Below are 15692 nucleotides of genomic sequence, written 5' to 3'. Positions count from 1 at the left end.
CTGTGAGTTGCGCACGACGTGGAGCGGCCTTCCATAGGCCACGTGTCCGGGTATCGCCCAGACAAGACCGCCACTCCACGAACCAACGCGTGCGACCGATCATTTCCCCTGATTCCCCTAACCCACGCATTGCGCGTGAGTGCGCCGAAAAGCTAGCGGCTCGGAAACATGGCCGCAACGCGCAAGTTATTGCTGTACAAATAATTTCTTGCGAAATGCAGCAATCAGCCGTCTATTCCGCCTATCGGCGCGTATCTCAGCTGCTGGACAACCTCTTTTCGCTCCCCCAGCATCCCGCGCTGGACCCAGGGGAGCCACCTATCTCAATGAGCACCAACGCCTCACAACTCGAACGCCTCACCTTCTTCTCCGACGCCGTCTTCGCCATCGCCATCACCTTGCTGATCATCGAGGTGCATGTGCCGCATGTGGGTACGCGGGACGATGCGGCCTACTGGCAGGCGTTGCGTGAGCTGCAGCCGAACTTCATGGGTTTCATGCTGAGCTTTCTGGTGATCGGCGCGCTGTGGATGGCGCATCACCGGGTGTTCGGGATGCTGGCGGATTACAGCCAGAAGATCATGTGGCCGAACATGCTGCTGTTGATGGTGGTGGCGTTCATGCCGTTCGTTACGGCACTGATGAGTTCGAATCCGCTGGCGCGTGTGCCGCAGCTTTTCTACGCGGGCAGTCTGCTGCTGGCAGGGCTGTTGCAGCGCTGGCTGTTTTCGGTGGCGCTGCGTGCGCCTTACGTGCGCGGAGACGTGCCGCCGGAAGAAATCGCGGCTACGCGCTGTCGTGCCTGGGGCATGCCGACCACGGCGGCGCTCGCTCTGATTGCGGCGTGGTTCGCGCCGGGCTTCAGCGATTTCCTGTTTCTCGGTATTCCGGTGATGGTGCGGCTGTATGCTGCGGCGGGCCGGCGTCATGCGCTGCGTTTGCAGGTGGCGCGCGGCAACGCCGGAATGCCCCGGAGCTGATATGCCTACGCGTTATCGCTGGTTCGCCACCTGTACCGCCGCGCTAGGCTGGTTTGCGCTCGCACTGCAGTTGCTGTTGTCGATCCAGCTGACCCAATCCAATGGCCAAGGCGCGCTGGCCGGGGTGTGGACTTATTTCGGCTTCTATACGGTGCTCACCAACATCCTGGTCGCTCTGGCGCTCACGGCGGGCGCCATCGGGCCGCGCGGAACGATTACGCGCTTCTTTGGCCGGCCCGGCGTCAACACGGCCATTGCGATGAGCATCGCTGTAGTAGGCGTTATCTATAACGTGCTGCTGCGCAAGCTGTGGCATCCGGAAGGTTGGCAGCTGTTCGCCGACATGACGCTGCATGATGCGATGCCTCTGATCTTCTTGTTGTACTGGTGGCTGGCGGTGCCCAAGCAATCGCTGCGCTGGTCGCAGGTGCTGGTATGGCAGGCGTATCCGGCGGGCTATTTCGCTTATGTGCTGGTGCGCGGTGCGCTCAACGGCTGGTATCCCTACCCGTTTCTCGACGTGACCGCACTAGGCTATGTCAGCGTGGTGGGCGACGCCTTGATGGTGTTGCTGTTCTTTATCGCGGTGGCGCTGGTGCTGGTGGGCCTGGGTCGCTGGCAGGCGCGGCGGGTCGTCGCGCAGCCCGCCTGAATCGCCCGACTAGAAGCGCCTCGTCATGGGCTTGCGGCAAAATGCAGCGCGGCCATCGCCACTCACGGAAATCGCCATGCGTGTCCATTTGCTGCTGCCTGTTGTCGCTCTGCTCCTGGCGTCGGTCAACGCCGGGGCCCAGGACGCGGAAGCCTCCGCGTTTTTCATGAAGCTCTACACCACCACCTGCATGAAGCACTACGCCAAGCCGGAAGCGCTGAGCGCGGAATTCACGGCGGCGAAGACACCCACCTTGCCGGACGACACCGCGCGCGCTTTCCTCGGCGGCATGCCCGGCAAGGCCTGGCCGCAACGCGGGCCGGGTGAGGGCAAGTTCGTGGTGTCGCTGCGCGACGATGGCGTCTGCGCGGTGTTCGCGCAGTACGCCGACACCATCAATGTGGAGCAGCAATTCACTGCGCTTGTCGCTACCAGTCCTGCGCCACTCACATCATCACGCGAGCAGGATGATCACGGCATGGCGCCGACCGGCCCCATCCATACGCTGAGCTATGCGTGGGCGCGTCCGGGCGACAGCACCAAGCTGGTGTTTACGTTGACTACCGCCGTATCGCCGGATGCACCAGTGCAGGCGATGGCCACGCTGGCACGGGTGACCAAGTAGGAGCGCACCCTGTGCGCGAAACGGCCCGATAGGGCCGTGCTTTCGAGTGTGCGCCATGCGGCCCTATCGGGCCGTTTCGCGCACAGGGTGCGCTCCTACGATTTGCGCAGGTCTTCCAGCCATTCGCCGGCGAGATGGGCTTCGTCTTCGTGTGCGCAGTCGCGCCAGGTTTCGCGCAGGGCGTCGGCGTACCAGCGGCGCGCGGATGACAGATCACGCAAGTGTTGCGCGAACTCGGCGGCAAACGGCGATACCGGCAAGCCATAGGTCTGGATGCGGTACGCCACCGGCACGTAGAACGCATCGACGGCGGTGAACGCAGCACCGGCAAGATAAGGGCCGCCGAACCGCTGCAAGCCTTCACTCCATAGCTCACCGAGGCGCGCCAGTTCCGTGCGGAAGGCTTCGTCGAGGTGATGCAAACGCACGCGCACGCCGCAGTTCATCGACGCATGCTGGCGCAATGCACCGAAACCCGAATGCATTTCCGCTGCCGCGCAACGCGCCCAGGCGCGTGCGGCCGCATCGGCCGGCCAGACACCGGGATGACGCTCAGCGAGATACTCGGTGATGGCGAGGGAATCCCATACCACCGTGTCGCCGTCATGCAGGCACGGCACTTTGCCGTTGGGCGAGAACGCGCGAAAGCTTTCCCAGTTGCCGCCCTGCCCGAACGGCACCAGGCGTTCCTCGAACGGAATGCCCAATTCGCTCATCAGCACCCAGGGCCGCATGGACCACGACGAGTAGTTTTTGTTGGCGATGTAGAGCGTGTACATCGGCGGGCTCCGCCACGGTCAGGTGTCGAGGATCAACACCGTACCGTAGCTGCCCTCACCCACGCTGTGCGATACGCCAGCCGGTACCAGATAGATCTCGCCGGCACCGACACGCAGGGTGCGACCCTCGATCTCCAGCACCATCTCGCCGTCCAGCACCAGCAAGCCCTCGGCGTAGTCGTGGCACTCCTCCGGGTAGGCCTGCGCGTCCATGCGCAGCAGCTTGAGGCGCCCCTCGCCGAACTGCGCCAGCACGCTGGATGACCAGGCTTGCGGCAGCGCCGCCGCCGCTTCGCCCAAACGGATCAACGCCATGACTCAGCTTTGCTTGACGGGCGTAGCGACCACGGTTGCGGCCGGCGCCGAAGGACGACGGCGCGCATTGGCCAGCACCACGCCACCCACGGTGATCGCGCCACCGATCAGAGTCAACACGGTCGGCCGCTCGCCCAGCCACACCCAGCCGATCAGCACCGCGATCGGCGGCGAGAAGTAGATGAAGCTGCTCACCTGCGAGGCGGTAGCGCGCTGCAGCGCGGCGTTCCATGCGATGTAACCGATAAAGGTGGGCGCGATGCCCAGCCACAGCAACGCACCGATATGCGAGGCCGGCGCCGCCATCAGCGCATGCGGCAGGCCCAGCCCGAACGGCAGCGCACCCAGCGTGCCGGCAAGGAAGGTGAAGCCGGTAACACCCAGCATGCTGTTGCGCGCAAACAGCGGCTTCTGGCCGACAAAGAAGATCGCCGAGGCCATCACGCTCACCAGCACCAGCGCCGCCATCGGCTCGAACTTCACGTCCTTGCCGCTGGCCAGCACTACCATCACCACGCCCACCAGTGCCACGCCCAGGCCGGTGAGGGTGCGCGCAGAAAGACGCTCGCGCACCCAGATCGCCGACACCGCCGCGGTAGCCGCCGGCACCAGCGAAATCAGGATGGCCGCCGTGCCGCTGGCCACGCGGGTTTCGGCGATGTTGAGGCACAGGTGGTAGGTGGTCAGGCCAATCACACCGAGCACGATCAGCTGCGGCCAATCACGCCGGGCCGGCAGCGACACCCGCTTCACGGTCAGCAGGATGGCGAAGCACAGCGTGCCGATGGAAAGGCGCGCCAGCGCCACCTCGCCCGGGGTGAACGAGGCCAACGAGTAGGCGATCGCGGCATAGGCCGACGACCAGGTAAGCAGGGCGATGCCGATATAGGCAAGGGCACGCCCGTCGAGGCGTTCCGGGGTCTGCATGGGGACGGATTCCATAGGGAGGAAACGAGCGAAATCGTAGCCCTGGCCGGCGTACGCAGGAATATTGAATCAGCGTAGGATGGGCATGTTTCGCTAACGATCGAAGGATGAAATGAACGCCCTGACCTTTGAATCGAAACCCATCTGGGACAATAAGGACTGGCAGCTGCTGGAGGCCCTGCAGCAGGACGCCCGCCAGGGTTACGCCGAGCTGGGCCGCAAAGTGCGCCTCTCCGCGCCGGCCGTGGCCGAGCGGGTCAAGCGCCTGGAAGAAGCCGGCGTGATCACCGGCTACCGCGCCGCTATCGATCCGCGCCGGCTCGGCTACGAGATCGAGGCGATGATCCGCCTGCGCTGCGACGGCGGCACCTGCGCCCGCGTCGGCGCGCTGGTGGCGGACGTGCCCGAAGTGCTGGATTGCCGCCGCCTGGCTGGCGAGGACTCGGCCCTGCTGCGCGTGGTGGCGATGTCCATTCCGCATCTGGAAACGGTGCTCGACCGCCTGCTCAAGATCCACTCAAGCATCAGCACCACGACCCTGATCGTGTTGCAGACCTCGCACGAGAACCGGCCGCTGACACTGGCGATGCGGAATGCGGCGGTGGCGGGGCGATAGCCCTGCCCATCGCCCGCGCATGATGGCTTTTTGTCATCACTGATATTCGATCCGCGGCCTGTCGACGCGTGCTCAATCCTGGCTAGATGTTCCCGGTCCCCACGCCACCGAGGAACTCCCCCATGCGTCTGTCAGTCACCGCGTCCGCCCTGCTCTTGAGCTTTGTTACTGCACATCCCGCACTCGCGGCGGAAGCATCCCCACTGCAAGGCACCTGGACACTCACCGCCGCCGGGTCGATCACCAGTGACGGCAAGCAGGTGCCCGCCTTCGGCCCGAATGCTGAGGGACGGCTGATCGTGGACGCGCAGGGTCGCTACACCCTGCAGATCTATCGTGGTAGCGCCGAACCTGCCGACAAGGAACAGCCGGCGAAGGTGTTCAAGGCCGCGCAGCTGGTCAGCGCGCACTACGGCCGCATCTCGCTGGATACGCAAAAGCACCTGCTCACCTTCAGCATCGATGCGGCGTACTCGCCACACTGGAACGAGAGCGGCAACTACACACCGAACTGGAACGGCACGGTGCAGACGCGGCCTTACACCATCAACGGCGACGATCTCAGCTACCAGGTACCGCCGACACCGGGCAATCCCGACACGGCGATCTCGGTGTGGCATCGCGTGTCGCCCGGCGCCTGATCGCACCATGCGTTGCTATGCTCACGCATGCCCTATGGAGTTCGAGCATGCGCGAGCTATATCCCGAGATCGAGCCTTACCGCACTCAACGCATCGCCGTCGATGCATTGCATACCTTGCACGTGGAGGAATGCGGCAATCCGCACGGCCTCCCCGTGATCTTCCTGCATGGCGGCCCTGGTGCGGGCATCTCCACCTATCACCGCCGTTTCTTCGACCCGCAGCGCTATCGCATCGTGCTGTTCGATCAGCGCGGCGCGGGCCGCTCCACACCGTTCGCCGAACTGCGCGACAACACCACCTGGCACCTGGTGGCCGATATCGAAACCATCCGCGAAGCGCTGGGCATCGAGCGCTGGGTTGTGTTCGGCGGGTCGTGGGGATCCACGCTGGCGCTGGCTTACGCGCAGGCGCATCCGGAGCGCGTGCTGGGTCTGGTGTTGCGCGGCATCTATCTGGCGCGCCCGGAAGAAACCCTGTGGTTCAACGAGCTCGGGGCCGGCGCCGCGCAAATCCGGCCGGCCGAATGGCAGCGCTATGTAGCGCACATCCCCGAAGCAGAACGCGGCGACATGGTGGAGGCTTATTGGCGGCGCCTCGATAGCAAGGACGTGCAGGTACGCCTCGCCGCCGCCCTGGCCTGGGATGCGTGGGAGAGCAGTTGCATTGCGCTGGAAGACACGCCTTACGACACCGCAGAGCCCGATACGCAGGCATCAGCGATCAGCAAAGCGCGCGCCGAAGTGCACTACTTCCGCCATGGCGCTTTCCTCGAACCGGATCAGTTGCTGCGCGACGCGGCGAAGCTGCGCCACATCCCCGCCACCATCGTGCATGGGCGCTACGACCTGATCTGCCCGGTAAAAAATGCCTACGACCTTGCGGAAGTGTGGCCGGAGGCGGATTTCCATGTGGTGCTGGCCGGGCATGCGGCATCGGAGCCGGCTATCGTCGATGTGCTAGTGCAGGCAACCGACCGGCTGGCGGACCGCTATAGCTGAAGCAATGACGGTAGGAGCGCACCCTGTGCGCGAAAGCCCTGCGTAGCAGGGCTGCTTTTGCCATATGAGGAGAGAAAAGCGGCCCTGCTACGCAGGGCTTTCGCGCACAGGGTGCGCTCCTACAAGACGAGCTCAGCGCAACACGACGTAGCTGCGCTTGAAGTTCACCGGCTGCAGATCCGGCACGCGCCACTCGGCGGACACGGTGAGCTGCTTGCCGTCCGGCGACATGACCCAACGCTGGTTGAGTTGCGAGCCGTCCGCGAAACGGAACGAAATCTGCAACTGGCCGCCCTCGCGGCGGCCGCTGACCATGGCGTTGCCGTTCAAAGCCTGGCGCGCCTGGCCGTCCAGCTTCACATCCAGCATCTGGCCATCATTGAGGCGCAGCTGGATGGCTTTGGCGTCCTGCTGCACCAGTAGCACCGAATCGGTCTTCAGCAGCGGCGGCAGCGGATAGTCCTTGTGAAAGCTTTCACCGCTGCTGTCGTCCGTCGACGCGGATTTCCCACCCTTGCCGCCGCGCATGCCATGGCCACCGCCGCCCATCCCGCCATGGCCCATGCCGGCACCGCCGCCGCGGTGGCCGCCCTGCGGGTGATCGGCCGACGGCGTGTCCGTCGACGGCGGCGCCTCCTTGCGTGCTGCATCGCGCATCAGGCTGGTGACGGCATCGGCGCTATCGCTGTTGCGGTCATCCAGACGCCAGGCACCGCTGTAGTCGGCCGCCGGCGCCGTTTGCGCATGCGCGGTGGAAGCCAGCCACGCGCCGAGCAGCATCAGGAACACGGCCAGGCCGAGGCAGGATTTCAGAATAGCGACAGAGCGTGGCGGCATGGAGGTGTCGTGCAAACGGATGTCTAGAAGATGACGCGCCGCGCACGATCCGGTTGACACCAGGTCGCAAGAAACGGAGAGCGGAAGGCATGCGTCTTCGTCAAACTCGTCGCATTCCTTCAAGCGGAGCCCGCGATGCTGACCCTGTATGACTATCTGCCCTCACAGAACGGCTGGAAGGTGCGCCAGTTGCTGCAGCACCTCGGCACGCCCTACCACAGTGTGCAAATCAGCATCTTCGAGGGCGAGGGGCAGACCGCGGACTATCTGCGCATCAACCCCACCGGCACCGTGCCCGCAATCCGGCTGGAGGATGGCCGCGTGCTGGGCGAGTCCAACGCGATCCTTGCCTACCTGGCCGAAGGCACACCCTACCTGCCCGCCGATGCGTTCGGACGCGCCAAGGTCCTGCAGTGGTTATGTTTTGAGCAGGAACGGGTGGAGTCGGTGATTGGCTCGCTGCGCTTCTGGACCCTCACCGGCAAGCTACCGAACCGGCCGCAGGCGTTGATCGACCTGAAACGCCGGCAGGGGCAGCGTGCGCTGGGCATCCTGGAATCCGAGCTGGCGACACGGCCGTTCCTGGCCGGCGACAGCTACACCATCGCGGACATCGCCATGTTCGCCTATGCCAGTCGCGCGGAGGAAGCTGGCTTTGCGCTGGAGCCCTATCCGCAGTTTCGTGCGTGGATCGCGCGGGTGGAGGGGCAGCCGGGGTTTCTGGCAACCATGTATGCGTACTCGATCGATCCGTATGCGAGCAAGGAACTGCGCTGAAGCACCTCACACAAGTGCAGGCTTTCGCTACTGGATTCCGGCCTGCGCCGGAATGACGATAGGTAGGGGCAACTAGCGCTTTGGCCCGTCATTCCGGCGTAGGCCGGAATCCAGTAGCGCAGCCTCTCACGGAGGCAGCTCGCAGCAAGCGCCCCAGTGACCACCGCCACAAGCCTCCCCGGCAATGCCGATGGCATACTCGGCGTTCCCGTTTCTGGAGTCGCTTCCTCATGCGCCTGCTCTCCGCCCTTGCCCTCGGCGCGTTCACGCTGCCGCTGACCGCGTTCGCCGCCGACCCGCATTCCTACGCCCAGCCCGACCAGGTGCGCGTGACGCATCTTGATCTGGATCTGAAGGTCGATTTCCCGCACAAGCAGCTCGATGGCCAGGCCACGCTGAAGCTGGACTGGAAAAACCCCAAGGCGCAGTCGCTGGTGCTGGATACGCGCGACCTGAAAATCGCCAAGGTCGAAGCGCTCGACGCAAACGGCAAAGCGTCTGCACTGAAATACGCGCTGGCGCCGCGCGACAAGCAGCTCGGCAGCAAGCTCACCATCGCCACGCCGCAACACCCGGCGCAGGTGCGCATCGTCTACACCACCGCGCCGACCGCTTCCGGCCTGCAGTGGCTGACGCCGGAGCAGACGGCGGACAAGAAACTGCCCTTCATGTTCTCGCAGTCCGAATCCATCCACGCCCGCTCCTGGGTGCCACTGCAGGATTCGCCGGCGATCCGCTTCACCTACAACGCACACGTCACAGCGCCGAAGGATGTGCGCGTGACGATGAGCGCCATCAACGACGCCAAGCATCCGCTGGATGGCGACTTCAGCTTCAACCAGCCGCATCCGATTCCGTCGTATCTGCTCGCCATCGCCGCCGGCGATCTGGCGGTGAAGGAAACCGGCCCGCGTTCGGCCGTCTATGCCGAACCCAGCGTGGCCGGCAAAGCCGCGCATGAGTTTGAGGACACCGAGAAGCTGATCGAGGCGACCGAGAAGTTGTACGGCCCGTATGCATGGGATCGCTACGACCTGCTGGTACTGCCGCCGTCGTTCCCGTTCGGCGGCATGGAAAATCCCAACATGACCTTCGCCACGCCGACGGTGCTGGTGGGCGACAAGAGTCTCGTCTCGCTGGTGTCGCATGAGCTGGCGCATTCGTGGTCGGGCAACCTGGTGACCAGCGCGGCGTGGCGCGACATCTGGCTCAACGAAGGCTTCACCACCTACGTGCAGGGCCGCATCACTGAAGCTGTGTACGGCAAGGCGCTGGCTGACGAAGAAGCGCTGCTTTCCGCGCGTGCGCTGCAGAAAGAGATCGGCACCATGTCGCCCAACGCGCAGCGTCTCGCGCCGGAACCGCGCGGCATCGACGCCGACGATGCGCTGTCCAGCGTCGCCTACGACAAGGGCTCGTGGTTCCTGCGCACGCTGGAACAGCGCTTCGGCCGCGAAACCTTCGATGCGTATCTCAAAGGCTACTTTGCCCATTTCGCTTTCCAGAGCATCACCACCGAGCAGATGCTCGACTATCTGAAAGCCAATCTGTTCGACAAGAACCCCGGCAAGATGAACTGGGACGAAGTGAAAGCCTGGGTGTACCAGCCCGGCGTGCCGAAGGATGCCCCGCTGCCGGATTCTCCGCGCTTCGACGCCATCGACAAGGAGCGCACCGCGTTCCTCGGCGGCACACTGGCCGGCGACAAGCTCGATGCCAAGGGCTGGAACACGCAGGAATGGATGTACTTCCTGGACGGCATGCCGGACGTGGCGCCGCTCGACAAACTCAAGCAGCTCGATGCGGCCTGGCATCTCACCGGTACGCCGAACGCCGAAATTGGCATGCGCTGGTACAGCCACGCCATCGCCGCTGGCGATAAAGACGTGTGGAGCGCCGCCGCCGAGCACATGACGCGCATCGGCCGCCTCTACCTCACCACGCCACTGTACAAGGCCTTCGCCAAGACGCCGGAAGGCCTGGCCTACGCCGAGCAGGTCTATGCCAAGGCCAAATCGGGTTACCACCCGATGACCCAGGATGCCGTTGAGGGCATCTTTGCCAAGGCCAAGAAAGCTAAGAAGTAAGCGCGTACGGCCGCGGCTCCGACCTTGATCGGAGCCGCGGCCGACCCGACATGCTCAACTCATTTCAGAGCGAATCCTCCCGATGGCTACACCTACCGCCCCGAACGCCCGCCCGTTGTGGCAGCGCCTGCTGATCCGACGCCTCAAGTTCCTCGCCATCGTCGCGGCGGTCATCGGCGGAGCGCTGGGCGGCAGCTACTTGTTCGCGCCGCAATGGCTTCTGCATGCGGAAATCGCGCGGCAGGCGATGAGCGCGCACGTGGAAAAGCATTCGGTGACGGTTGGCGACACCACCTGGTCGTACTACGAAGGTGGCCAGGGCCCCACGCTGTTGCTGCTGCACGGCTTCGCCGCCGACAAGAACGTGTGGCTGGAGCAGGCCAAGCTGCTGACGCCGCAGTTCCACGTGATCGCGCCCGATCTGCCGGGCTGGGGCGACTCCACCCGCGTGGAAGGCGCCAGCTACAACATTGATGCCCAAGTGGCTCGCCTGCAGGGTTTCATCGCCGCGCTGCGCCTGCAGCGCGTGGTGCTGATCGGTCACTCCATGGGCGGTGCCATCGCCGGCGTCTACGCCGCGGAGCATCCGGAGCACGTAGCCGAGCTGGTGCTGATCGACTCCTTCGGCCTCAAGGCCAACGAAAACGACTTTGCGCGTAGCGCACTGGCTGGCAAGAATCCCTTCACCTTCGACGATCGCGCCGGTTTCGCCCGCGCCACCGCACTGGCTTTCGAAAAGGTTCCGCCGATTCCGGGGCGTTTTATCGACGTGCTGGTGAAGAAGAATCAGAAGGACCGCGCCTTCATCAACGGCACCTTCAACGAGCTGCGCGATCCCTCGCAGTATCTCTCGCTGCAGAATCGCCTCGACAAGCTCGACATGCCGGTGATGGGCATGTGGTGCCACGACGACAAGATCATCGACGTCTCTGCACTCGATAGCCTGCGCAATGGCCTGGCTCACGCCAGCGCGATCAGCTCCACCGTCCTCAACGGCTGCAATCACATGCCGATCGTGGAGAAGCCGGAAGAAACCGCGCGCATCCTGATGAGTTTCGCGCTGTCGCATTGATTATCGGGGAAGGCATCACTTCCCCTTGCGCGCAAGAACTTGCCGGCATCGCACATCGGCGGCGTTCTACGCCGATGTGTTGGCGCCTTGATCCAGTACTACTTGCACTTCGCCGGAACGCTATACCCTCTCCATGATCCGCGCATCCGAATGCGCGACATCACCTACCGATCGGGAGAGCTCCGTATGAAGCCACTGCTTTGCGCCTGGCTGGCTATCAGCACGCTGTGTTTCATGTTGCCGGCCCGCGCTCAGCTTGCGCCAGGCTCGATGGACGTCCAATGGAGCACGGCCAACGCGCATTGCGAAGCCAAGGCGCCGCCACCGATCCAGGTGCACCGATACAACGCCACAACCTTCGTACTGCGCGAAAGCCTGTGCGAAACCGTCGAAGCGCCCTTCATGTATCTGCTGGTCGGCACGGACAAGGCCTTGCTGATCGACACCGGTGATGTGGCCGAACCGAACCGGGTGCCATTGGGTAGCACCGTGATGTCGCTGTTGCCGCAGACAAACGGTTCAACGCTGCCCCTGATCGTGGTGCACACCCATGGGCATCTGGATCATCGCACCGGCGACAGCCAGTTCGCGCAGCGGCCCAACACTCAAGTCGTGGGCACCGATCTCGATCACGTCAAGTCATTCTTCGGCTTTACTGACTGGCCCAACGGCGTCGCTCAGCTGGACCTCGGCGGCCGCGTGATCGATGTGCTGCCCACACCGGGCCACTACGCGTCGCACGTTCTCTACTACGACCGCATGACCGGGCTGGTTTTCTCCGGCGACTTTCTATTGCCAGGTCGTCTGCTGATCGAAGATCGCACAGCGGACCTCGCCAGCGCCCGTCGCGTCGCGGACTTCTTCAAGGATCGCCCGGTGAGTTATGTGCTGGGTGGCCATATCGAACTCGACAAGAACGGTGCGCTGAGCGGCCTGGGCACGTCCTACCATCCCGATGAACGCGCCTTGCCCATGAGCAAGCAGGATCTGCTCGACCTGCCCGACACCGTCGCGGACTTCAACGGCTTCTACAGCACGCATGGCATGTTCGTGATGATGAACCAGAACCGCGTACTGCTTACCTTGCTGGCGGCTGCGGTCGCGATCGTTGGTGGCGTGATCTATGGCCTGCGCCGTTTCCTGCGCCGCCGCAAGGCCAGGCGCATGGCCGCCATGGCCTGATATCGAACGGCTTGTTGTTCGGTCAGGCTGGCAGCGCTGCGCAACGTTGCAACAAGAATTGACGGACGGCGGGATCGCGCTCGAGTCCCACTGCCATTTCATAGGCATGGCGCGCCTCGCTGTAGGCGCCGTTCCTCGCCATGAGTTCCGCGCGTGTCGCCCAATAAGGCTGGTACTCGGCGAGACGCGCGTCCGCCGCGATGGCGTCAAGCGCATCGAGCCCGGCTTTCACGCCGTGCAGTTCCGCGATGGCCAATGCGCGATTGACGGCGACGACGGGCGACGGCGCAAGGGTCAGCAGGGCATCGTATAGCCGCACCACGTCTTCCCAATTGCCGTGACCCGTGCGGCGGCGGTGGACGTGCGCCGACTGCAAGGCGGCTTCCAGTTGATAACGACCGATGGCACGCAACGTACTCGCGCGCCGGAGCAGCGATTCGGCTTCTTCAATCATCGCCGCATCCCATAGCGCCAGATCCTGCACGGCGAACGATATGTAGGCGCCCGATGCCGAGCGCCTGGCGCGACGGCGTGCTTCGGCGTGCAGCATGAGTGCGAGCAGGCCCAGGGCTTCCGCTTCCTCGGGCAAGAGCTCGGCGACGAGCCTGGCAAGAAACAGCACTTCTTCGCTGAGATCCCTGCGTGTCGCATCCATGCCTCCGGGATCGCTCCAGCCTTCGGCGAACGCGGCGTAGATGGCGTCGAGCACGCTGGCGAGACGCGCGGGCAGCTCTTCGCGCTCCGGGATGGCGAAAGGTATGCCGGCCTGGCGGATCTTGTCCTTGGCCCGGACCAGGCGCTTGCTCATCGCGGCCGGAGAGGTGAGGAAAGCCGAGGCAATGGCCTTGGCATCGAGCCCGAGTACCGCCTGCAAAATCAGCGGCGCGTGGATGCCTTCCTCGATCGCCGGATGCGCGCAGGCAAACATCAAGGCCAGGCGCATGTCGGGGATCGCCGTATCGACCGGCCCCTCCGGCGCTTCGACCAGAATCCGCAGCTGCGTGGCCACCGCTTCGCCGCTGCGCTGATGCCGGGCGACATCGATCAGCTTCCGGCGCGCCACCGTCATCAGCCACGCTTCCGGATTCGCCGGACATCCACTCCGTGGCCACACGGCAAGCGCCGAGGCAAACGCTTCCGAGAGCGCGTCCTCGGCAGCGGTGACGTCGCGGGTGCGCGCGGCGAGGTAGGCGACGAGCTTGCCATAGCTGCGCCGCGCTACCGCGTCCGCTGTCCGCTGCGCGTCGTTTTCGCGCGGACTCCTCATGGTCTTACGCCGTCACGTCCTGGACGGGTCACAGTTTTCCCAGATGGGGCGCACTTCGACAACGCCATGGTGTGTGGCCGGGCAGCGCGCCGCCCACGAGATCGCCGCATCGAGGTCGGGCACATCGATCAGAAAGTAGCCGCCCAGCTGTTCCTTGGAATCCGCATACGGGCCATCCAGCACCTGCGCCTTGCCGTTCGCCGCGCGGACCGTCGTCGCCGAAGAGGTGCGTTGCAGACGATTGGCGCCGACCAGCACTTTTGCCTCGACCAGCGCATCGGAATACGCCCGGTAAGACGCGACACCCTGCTCCTGCTCGGCGGGTGTGAGCTTGGCCCAACCGCCCTCATTCACGTAGGTCATCAATAGGTATTGCATGTGCCTTCTCCTCCATAGAGTTTCGGCGGGCATGATGCGCCGCCAATCCAATGACGCGCGAGCGCCCGGGATTTGGACAACATGGATTTGCTTGATCCTACGCCTGCGCAGATACCCGTAGGAGCGCATCCTGTGCCCGACGATCGGGCAAGGATGGCGGGCGTCCGTAGGCTCGCGCTGAGGCGGCTCTTGCGGGCCGTTTCATTCGGACCATCCGCGGCCTTCGCCGTGGAGCAGCTTCGCTGTGCAAAAACGGCGGTTCTGATGTTTGGTCGCCCACAGGGTGGGCTCCTACAAAAAAGCATCGCGCGGCCTTGGGGATGCGCGATGCCGATGGTCTACGGGAGCACGGTCAGGCTGCTGGCTTGCGGAAGCGATAGATGAACTGGTCGGTCTGGCCGCGGATGGATTTGTCGAAGACCGTCTTCGTGCGGGTATCGGCAGGATGGCGCAGCACGTTGGACTCGCCGTCGAACACGAACCCGGCCGCTTCAACCTGCTTTTTGACGATGGCCGGATCGATGCGATGCAGCGTGTCGGTATCGCGCATGCCCGAACCTGCCTCGGCAGCGTGATCGATGATCACGAACAGGCCGCCCGGACGCAACGCATCGAACACCTGCTTGTTGAGCACGGCCGGATCCACGTTGCCCATGAACTTGTCCGGGTAGTCGTGGTAGTTCTGCGAGGTGAAGACCATGTCGACCGGTGCGGGCACCGAGAGTCGGTTGGCGGGCTGCAGCAGGACTTCGATGTTTGCGTAGTGCGGCTGCTTGGCGACTTCGCGCAGTTTGTCGGCAAAGCCCGGTTCCGCTTTCTCGTAGGCCTCGGGGAAGACCGCATAGACGTGACCTTGCGGACCCACCACCGCACTGAAGGCGCGACTGAAGTAGCCGCCGCCGGGAATCAGATCCAGCACGCGGCTTCCCGCCTTGATCTCGGTGAAGGCGATGATGTCGGCTGCCTTGCGTCGCTCGTCGTTGGCGGCATCGGCTTTGCGGGCCGGATCGTTCAAGGCGGTGGCGATCGCACTGGATGCCGTGGGCTTTGAAGTCTGGGCATTCGCAACGACGGGCAGCGCGAGGGCGATCAAGACGGCGAGCAGAACAGGACGCATCGAATTCTCCTTGGATGAAGTCGGGCGAGTATGCGTGTCGCGCCGACTTCGTCAAAGGGAGAAAAGATACAGACGATGCCTGGGTGCGGTTGCCCGCTATGTTCTTTTGAGAGCCGGCGCGGGGCGGTCGAACCATTGCTCGCGCTCGTGCCGGCAACCGGGGCTGCCCATGGTGAACTTGCGGCAGATGGCGGGACGCTGATCGTAGATGGTGCAGCGGAAGGTGTTGCGGTCGACGGCGACACACCAGCCATCGTCACCTTTGGCGAGCGTTTCCATGCCGTGGGTGTGGCGGTCGATCAACCAGTCGGGGACGTTGTCGTCGGGCATCAGCACGACAGTGAGACGACAGCAAACTGCCTCGCAACGATCGCAATGGACGGAAGGGTCTACGCGCTCGGCGTAGGGATCGGGGAGGCTATTCACAGGGCAGTATGAC

General features: G+C 64.2%; 18 protein-coding genes. 10 read left to right on the top strand and 8 right to left on the bottom strand.

Features of this window, described 5'->3' with window-relative positions; translation table 11 throughout:
* Positions 1-326: 326 nt before the first annotated feature.
* The 3 genes from ISS97_RS03410 to ISS97_RS03400 all read left to right on the top strand — a co-directional run bounded on the left by ISS97_RS03410 (position 327) and on the right by ISS97_RS03400 (position 2257).
* Positions 327-980, top strand: coding sequence for a TMEM175 family protein (locus ISS97_RS03410; protein ID WP_379984948.1), 654 nt, complete (start codon positions 327-329; stop codon positions 978-980).
* 1 nt (position 981) lies between these two features.
* A complete protein-coding gene (locus ISS97_RS03405) occupies positions 982-1632 on the top strand; it encodes a Pr6Pr family membrane protein (protein ID WP_379984947.1) in 651 nt (216 codons plus the stop codon).
* Positions 1633-1708: 76 nt separating this feature from the next.
* Entirely contained in the window at positions 1709-2257 is a 549-nt protein-coding gene (locus tag ISS97_RS03400; RefSeq protein ID WP_379984946.1) for an NMCC_0638 family (lipo)protein, read from the top strand.
* Positions 2258-2352: 95 nt separating this feature from the next.
* Here ISS97_RS03400 and ISS97_RS03395 read toward each other — a convergent pair whose 3' ends face one another.
* Genes ISS97_RS03395 through ISS97_RS03385 form a run of 3 tightly spaced genes read right to left on the bottom strand, consistent with a single transcriptional unit; the run spans position 2353 to position 4278 of the window.
* Positions 2353-3036 carry a glutathione S-transferase N-terminal domain-containing protein gene (locus ISS97_RS03395; protein ID WP_379984945.1) on the bottom strand — a complete coding sequence of 228 codons (684 nt, stop codon included), beginning with the start codon at positions 3034-3036 and terminating at the stop codon, positions 2353-2355.
* 18 nt (positions 3037-3054) lie between these two features.
* Positions 3055-3351: a cupin domain-containing protein gene (locus ISS97_RS03390; RefSeq protein WP_379984944.1), complete on the bottom strand. Its 297-nt coding sequence runs from the start codon at positions 3349-3351 to the stop codon at positions 3055-3057.
* A 3-nt stretch (positions 3352-3354) separates the two neighbouring features.
* Positions 3355-4278, bottom strand: a complete 924-nt coding sequence (locus ISS97_RS03385) for a DMT family transporter (protein WP_379984943.1) — start codon at positions 4276-4278, stop codon at positions 3355-3357.
* Positions 4279-4390: 112 nt separating this feature from the next.
* Between ISS97_RS03385 and ISS97_RS03380 the strand changes: the two genes are divergently transcribed.
* The 3 genes from ISS97_RS03380 to pip all read left to right on the top strand — a co-directional run bounded on the left by ISS97_RS03380 (position 4391) and on the right by pip (position 6536).
* Positions 4391-4894 (top strand): Lrp/AsnC family transcriptional regulator, encoded by a 504-nt coding sequence (locus tag ISS97_RS03380; RefSeq protein WP_090449562.1) that lies wholly within the window; start codon positions 4391-4393, stop codon positions 4892-4894.
* A 122-nt stretch (positions 4895-5016) separates the two neighbouring features.
* Positions 5017-5535: a lipocalin-like domain-containing protein gene (locus ISS97_RS03375; RefSeq protein ID WP_379984942.1), complete on the top strand. Its 519-nt coding sequence runs from the start codon at positions 5017-5019 to the stop codon at positions 5533-5535.
* A 47-nt stretch (positions 5536-5582) separates the two neighbouring features.
* Positions 5583-6536 (top strand): prolyl aminopeptidase, encoded by a 954-nt coding sequence (gene pip, locus ISS97_RS03370; protein WP_379984941.1) that lies wholly within the window; start codon positions 5583-5585, stop codon positions 6534-6536.
* Between the two features lie 132 nt (positions 6537-6668).
* Here pip and ISS97_RS03365 read toward each other — a convergent pair whose 3' ends face one another.
* The gene (locus tag ISS97_RS03365) at positions 6669-7373 is read right to left on the bottom strand and encodes a hypothetical protein (protein WP_379984940.1); all 705 of its coding nucleotides are present in this window, start codon (positions 7371-7373) and stop codon (positions 6669-6671) included.
* A 135-nt stretch (positions 7374-7508) separates the two neighbouring features.
* Between ISS97_RS03365 and ISS97_RS03360 the strand changes: the two genes are divergently transcribed.
* From ISS97_RS03360 to ISS97_RS03345, 4 genes are all read left to right on the top strand, one after another.
* A complete protein-coding gene (locus ISS97_RS03360) occupies positions 7509-8150 on the top strand; it encodes a glutathione S-transferase family protein (RefSeq protein WP_379984939.1) in 642 nt (213 codons plus the stop codon).
* A 230-nt stretch (positions 8151-8380) separates the two neighbouring features.
* Positions 8381-10237: a M1 family metallopeptidase gene (locus ISS97_RS03355; RefSeq protein ID WP_379984938.1), complete on the top strand. Its 1857-nt coding sequence runs from the start codon at positions 8381-8383 to the stop codon at positions 10235-10237.
* An 82-nt stretch (positions 10238-10319) separates the two neighbouring features.
* Positions 10320-11309, top strand: a complete 990-nt coding sequence (locus ISS97_RS03350) for an alpha/beta fold hydrolase (RefSeq protein WP_379984937.1) — start codon at positions 10320-10322, stop codon at positions 11307-11309.
* A 186-nt stretch (positions 11310-11495) separates the two neighbouring features.
* On the top strand, positions 11496-12491 hold the full coding sequence (locus tag ISS97_RS03345; protein ID WP_379984936.1) for an MBL fold metallo-hydrolase: 996 nt from the start codon (positions 11496-11498) through the stop codon (positions 12489-12491).
* A gap of 22 nt (positions 12492-12513) precedes the next feature.
* Here the strand turns inward: ISS97_RS03345 and ISS97_RS03340 are convergent, their stop codons facing one another.
* From ISS97_RS03340 to ISS97_RS03325, 4 genes are all read right to left on the bottom strand, one after another.
* The gene (locus ISS97_RS03340) at positions 12514-13758 is read right to left on the bottom strand and encodes an RNA polymerase sigma factor (RefSeq protein WP_379984935.1); all 1245 of its coding nucleotides are present in this window, start codon (positions 13756-13758) and stop codon (positions 12514-12516) included.
* 12 nt (positions 13759-13770) lie between these two features.
* Positions 13771-14136 carry a YciI family protein gene (locus ISS97_RS03335; protein WP_379984934.1) on the bottom strand — a complete coding sequence of 122 codons (366 nt, stop codon included), beginning with the start codon at positions 14134-14136 and terminating at the stop codon, positions 13771-13773.
* Positions 14137-14488: 352 nt separating this feature from the next.
* Positions 14489-15253 carry a class I SAM-dependent methyltransferase gene (locus ISS97_RS03330; RefSeq protein WP_379984933.1) on the bottom strand — a complete coding sequence of 255 codons (765 nt, stop codon included), beginning with the start codon at positions 15251-15253 and terminating at the stop codon, positions 14489-14491.
* A gap of 96 nt (positions 15254-15349) precedes the next feature.
* The gene (locus tag ISS97_RS03325) at positions 15350-15679 is read right to left on the bottom strand and encodes a YkgJ family cysteine cluster protein (RefSeq protein WP_379984932.1); all 330 of its coding nucleotides are present in this window, start codon (positions 15677-15679) and stop codon (positions 15350-15352) included.
* Between the last annotated feature and the right edge of the window lie 13 nt (positions 15680-15692).

The organism is Dyella koreensis (assembly GCF_044904565.1).
GTDB classification, from domain to species: domain Bacteria; phylum Pseudomonadota; class Gammaproteobacteria; order Xanthomonadales; family Rhodanobacteraceae; genus Dyella_D; species Dyella_D koreensis.
The sequence above is the reverse complement of the archived record's forward strand: the minus strand, read 5'-3'. Positions and strand labels throughout refer to the sequence as shown.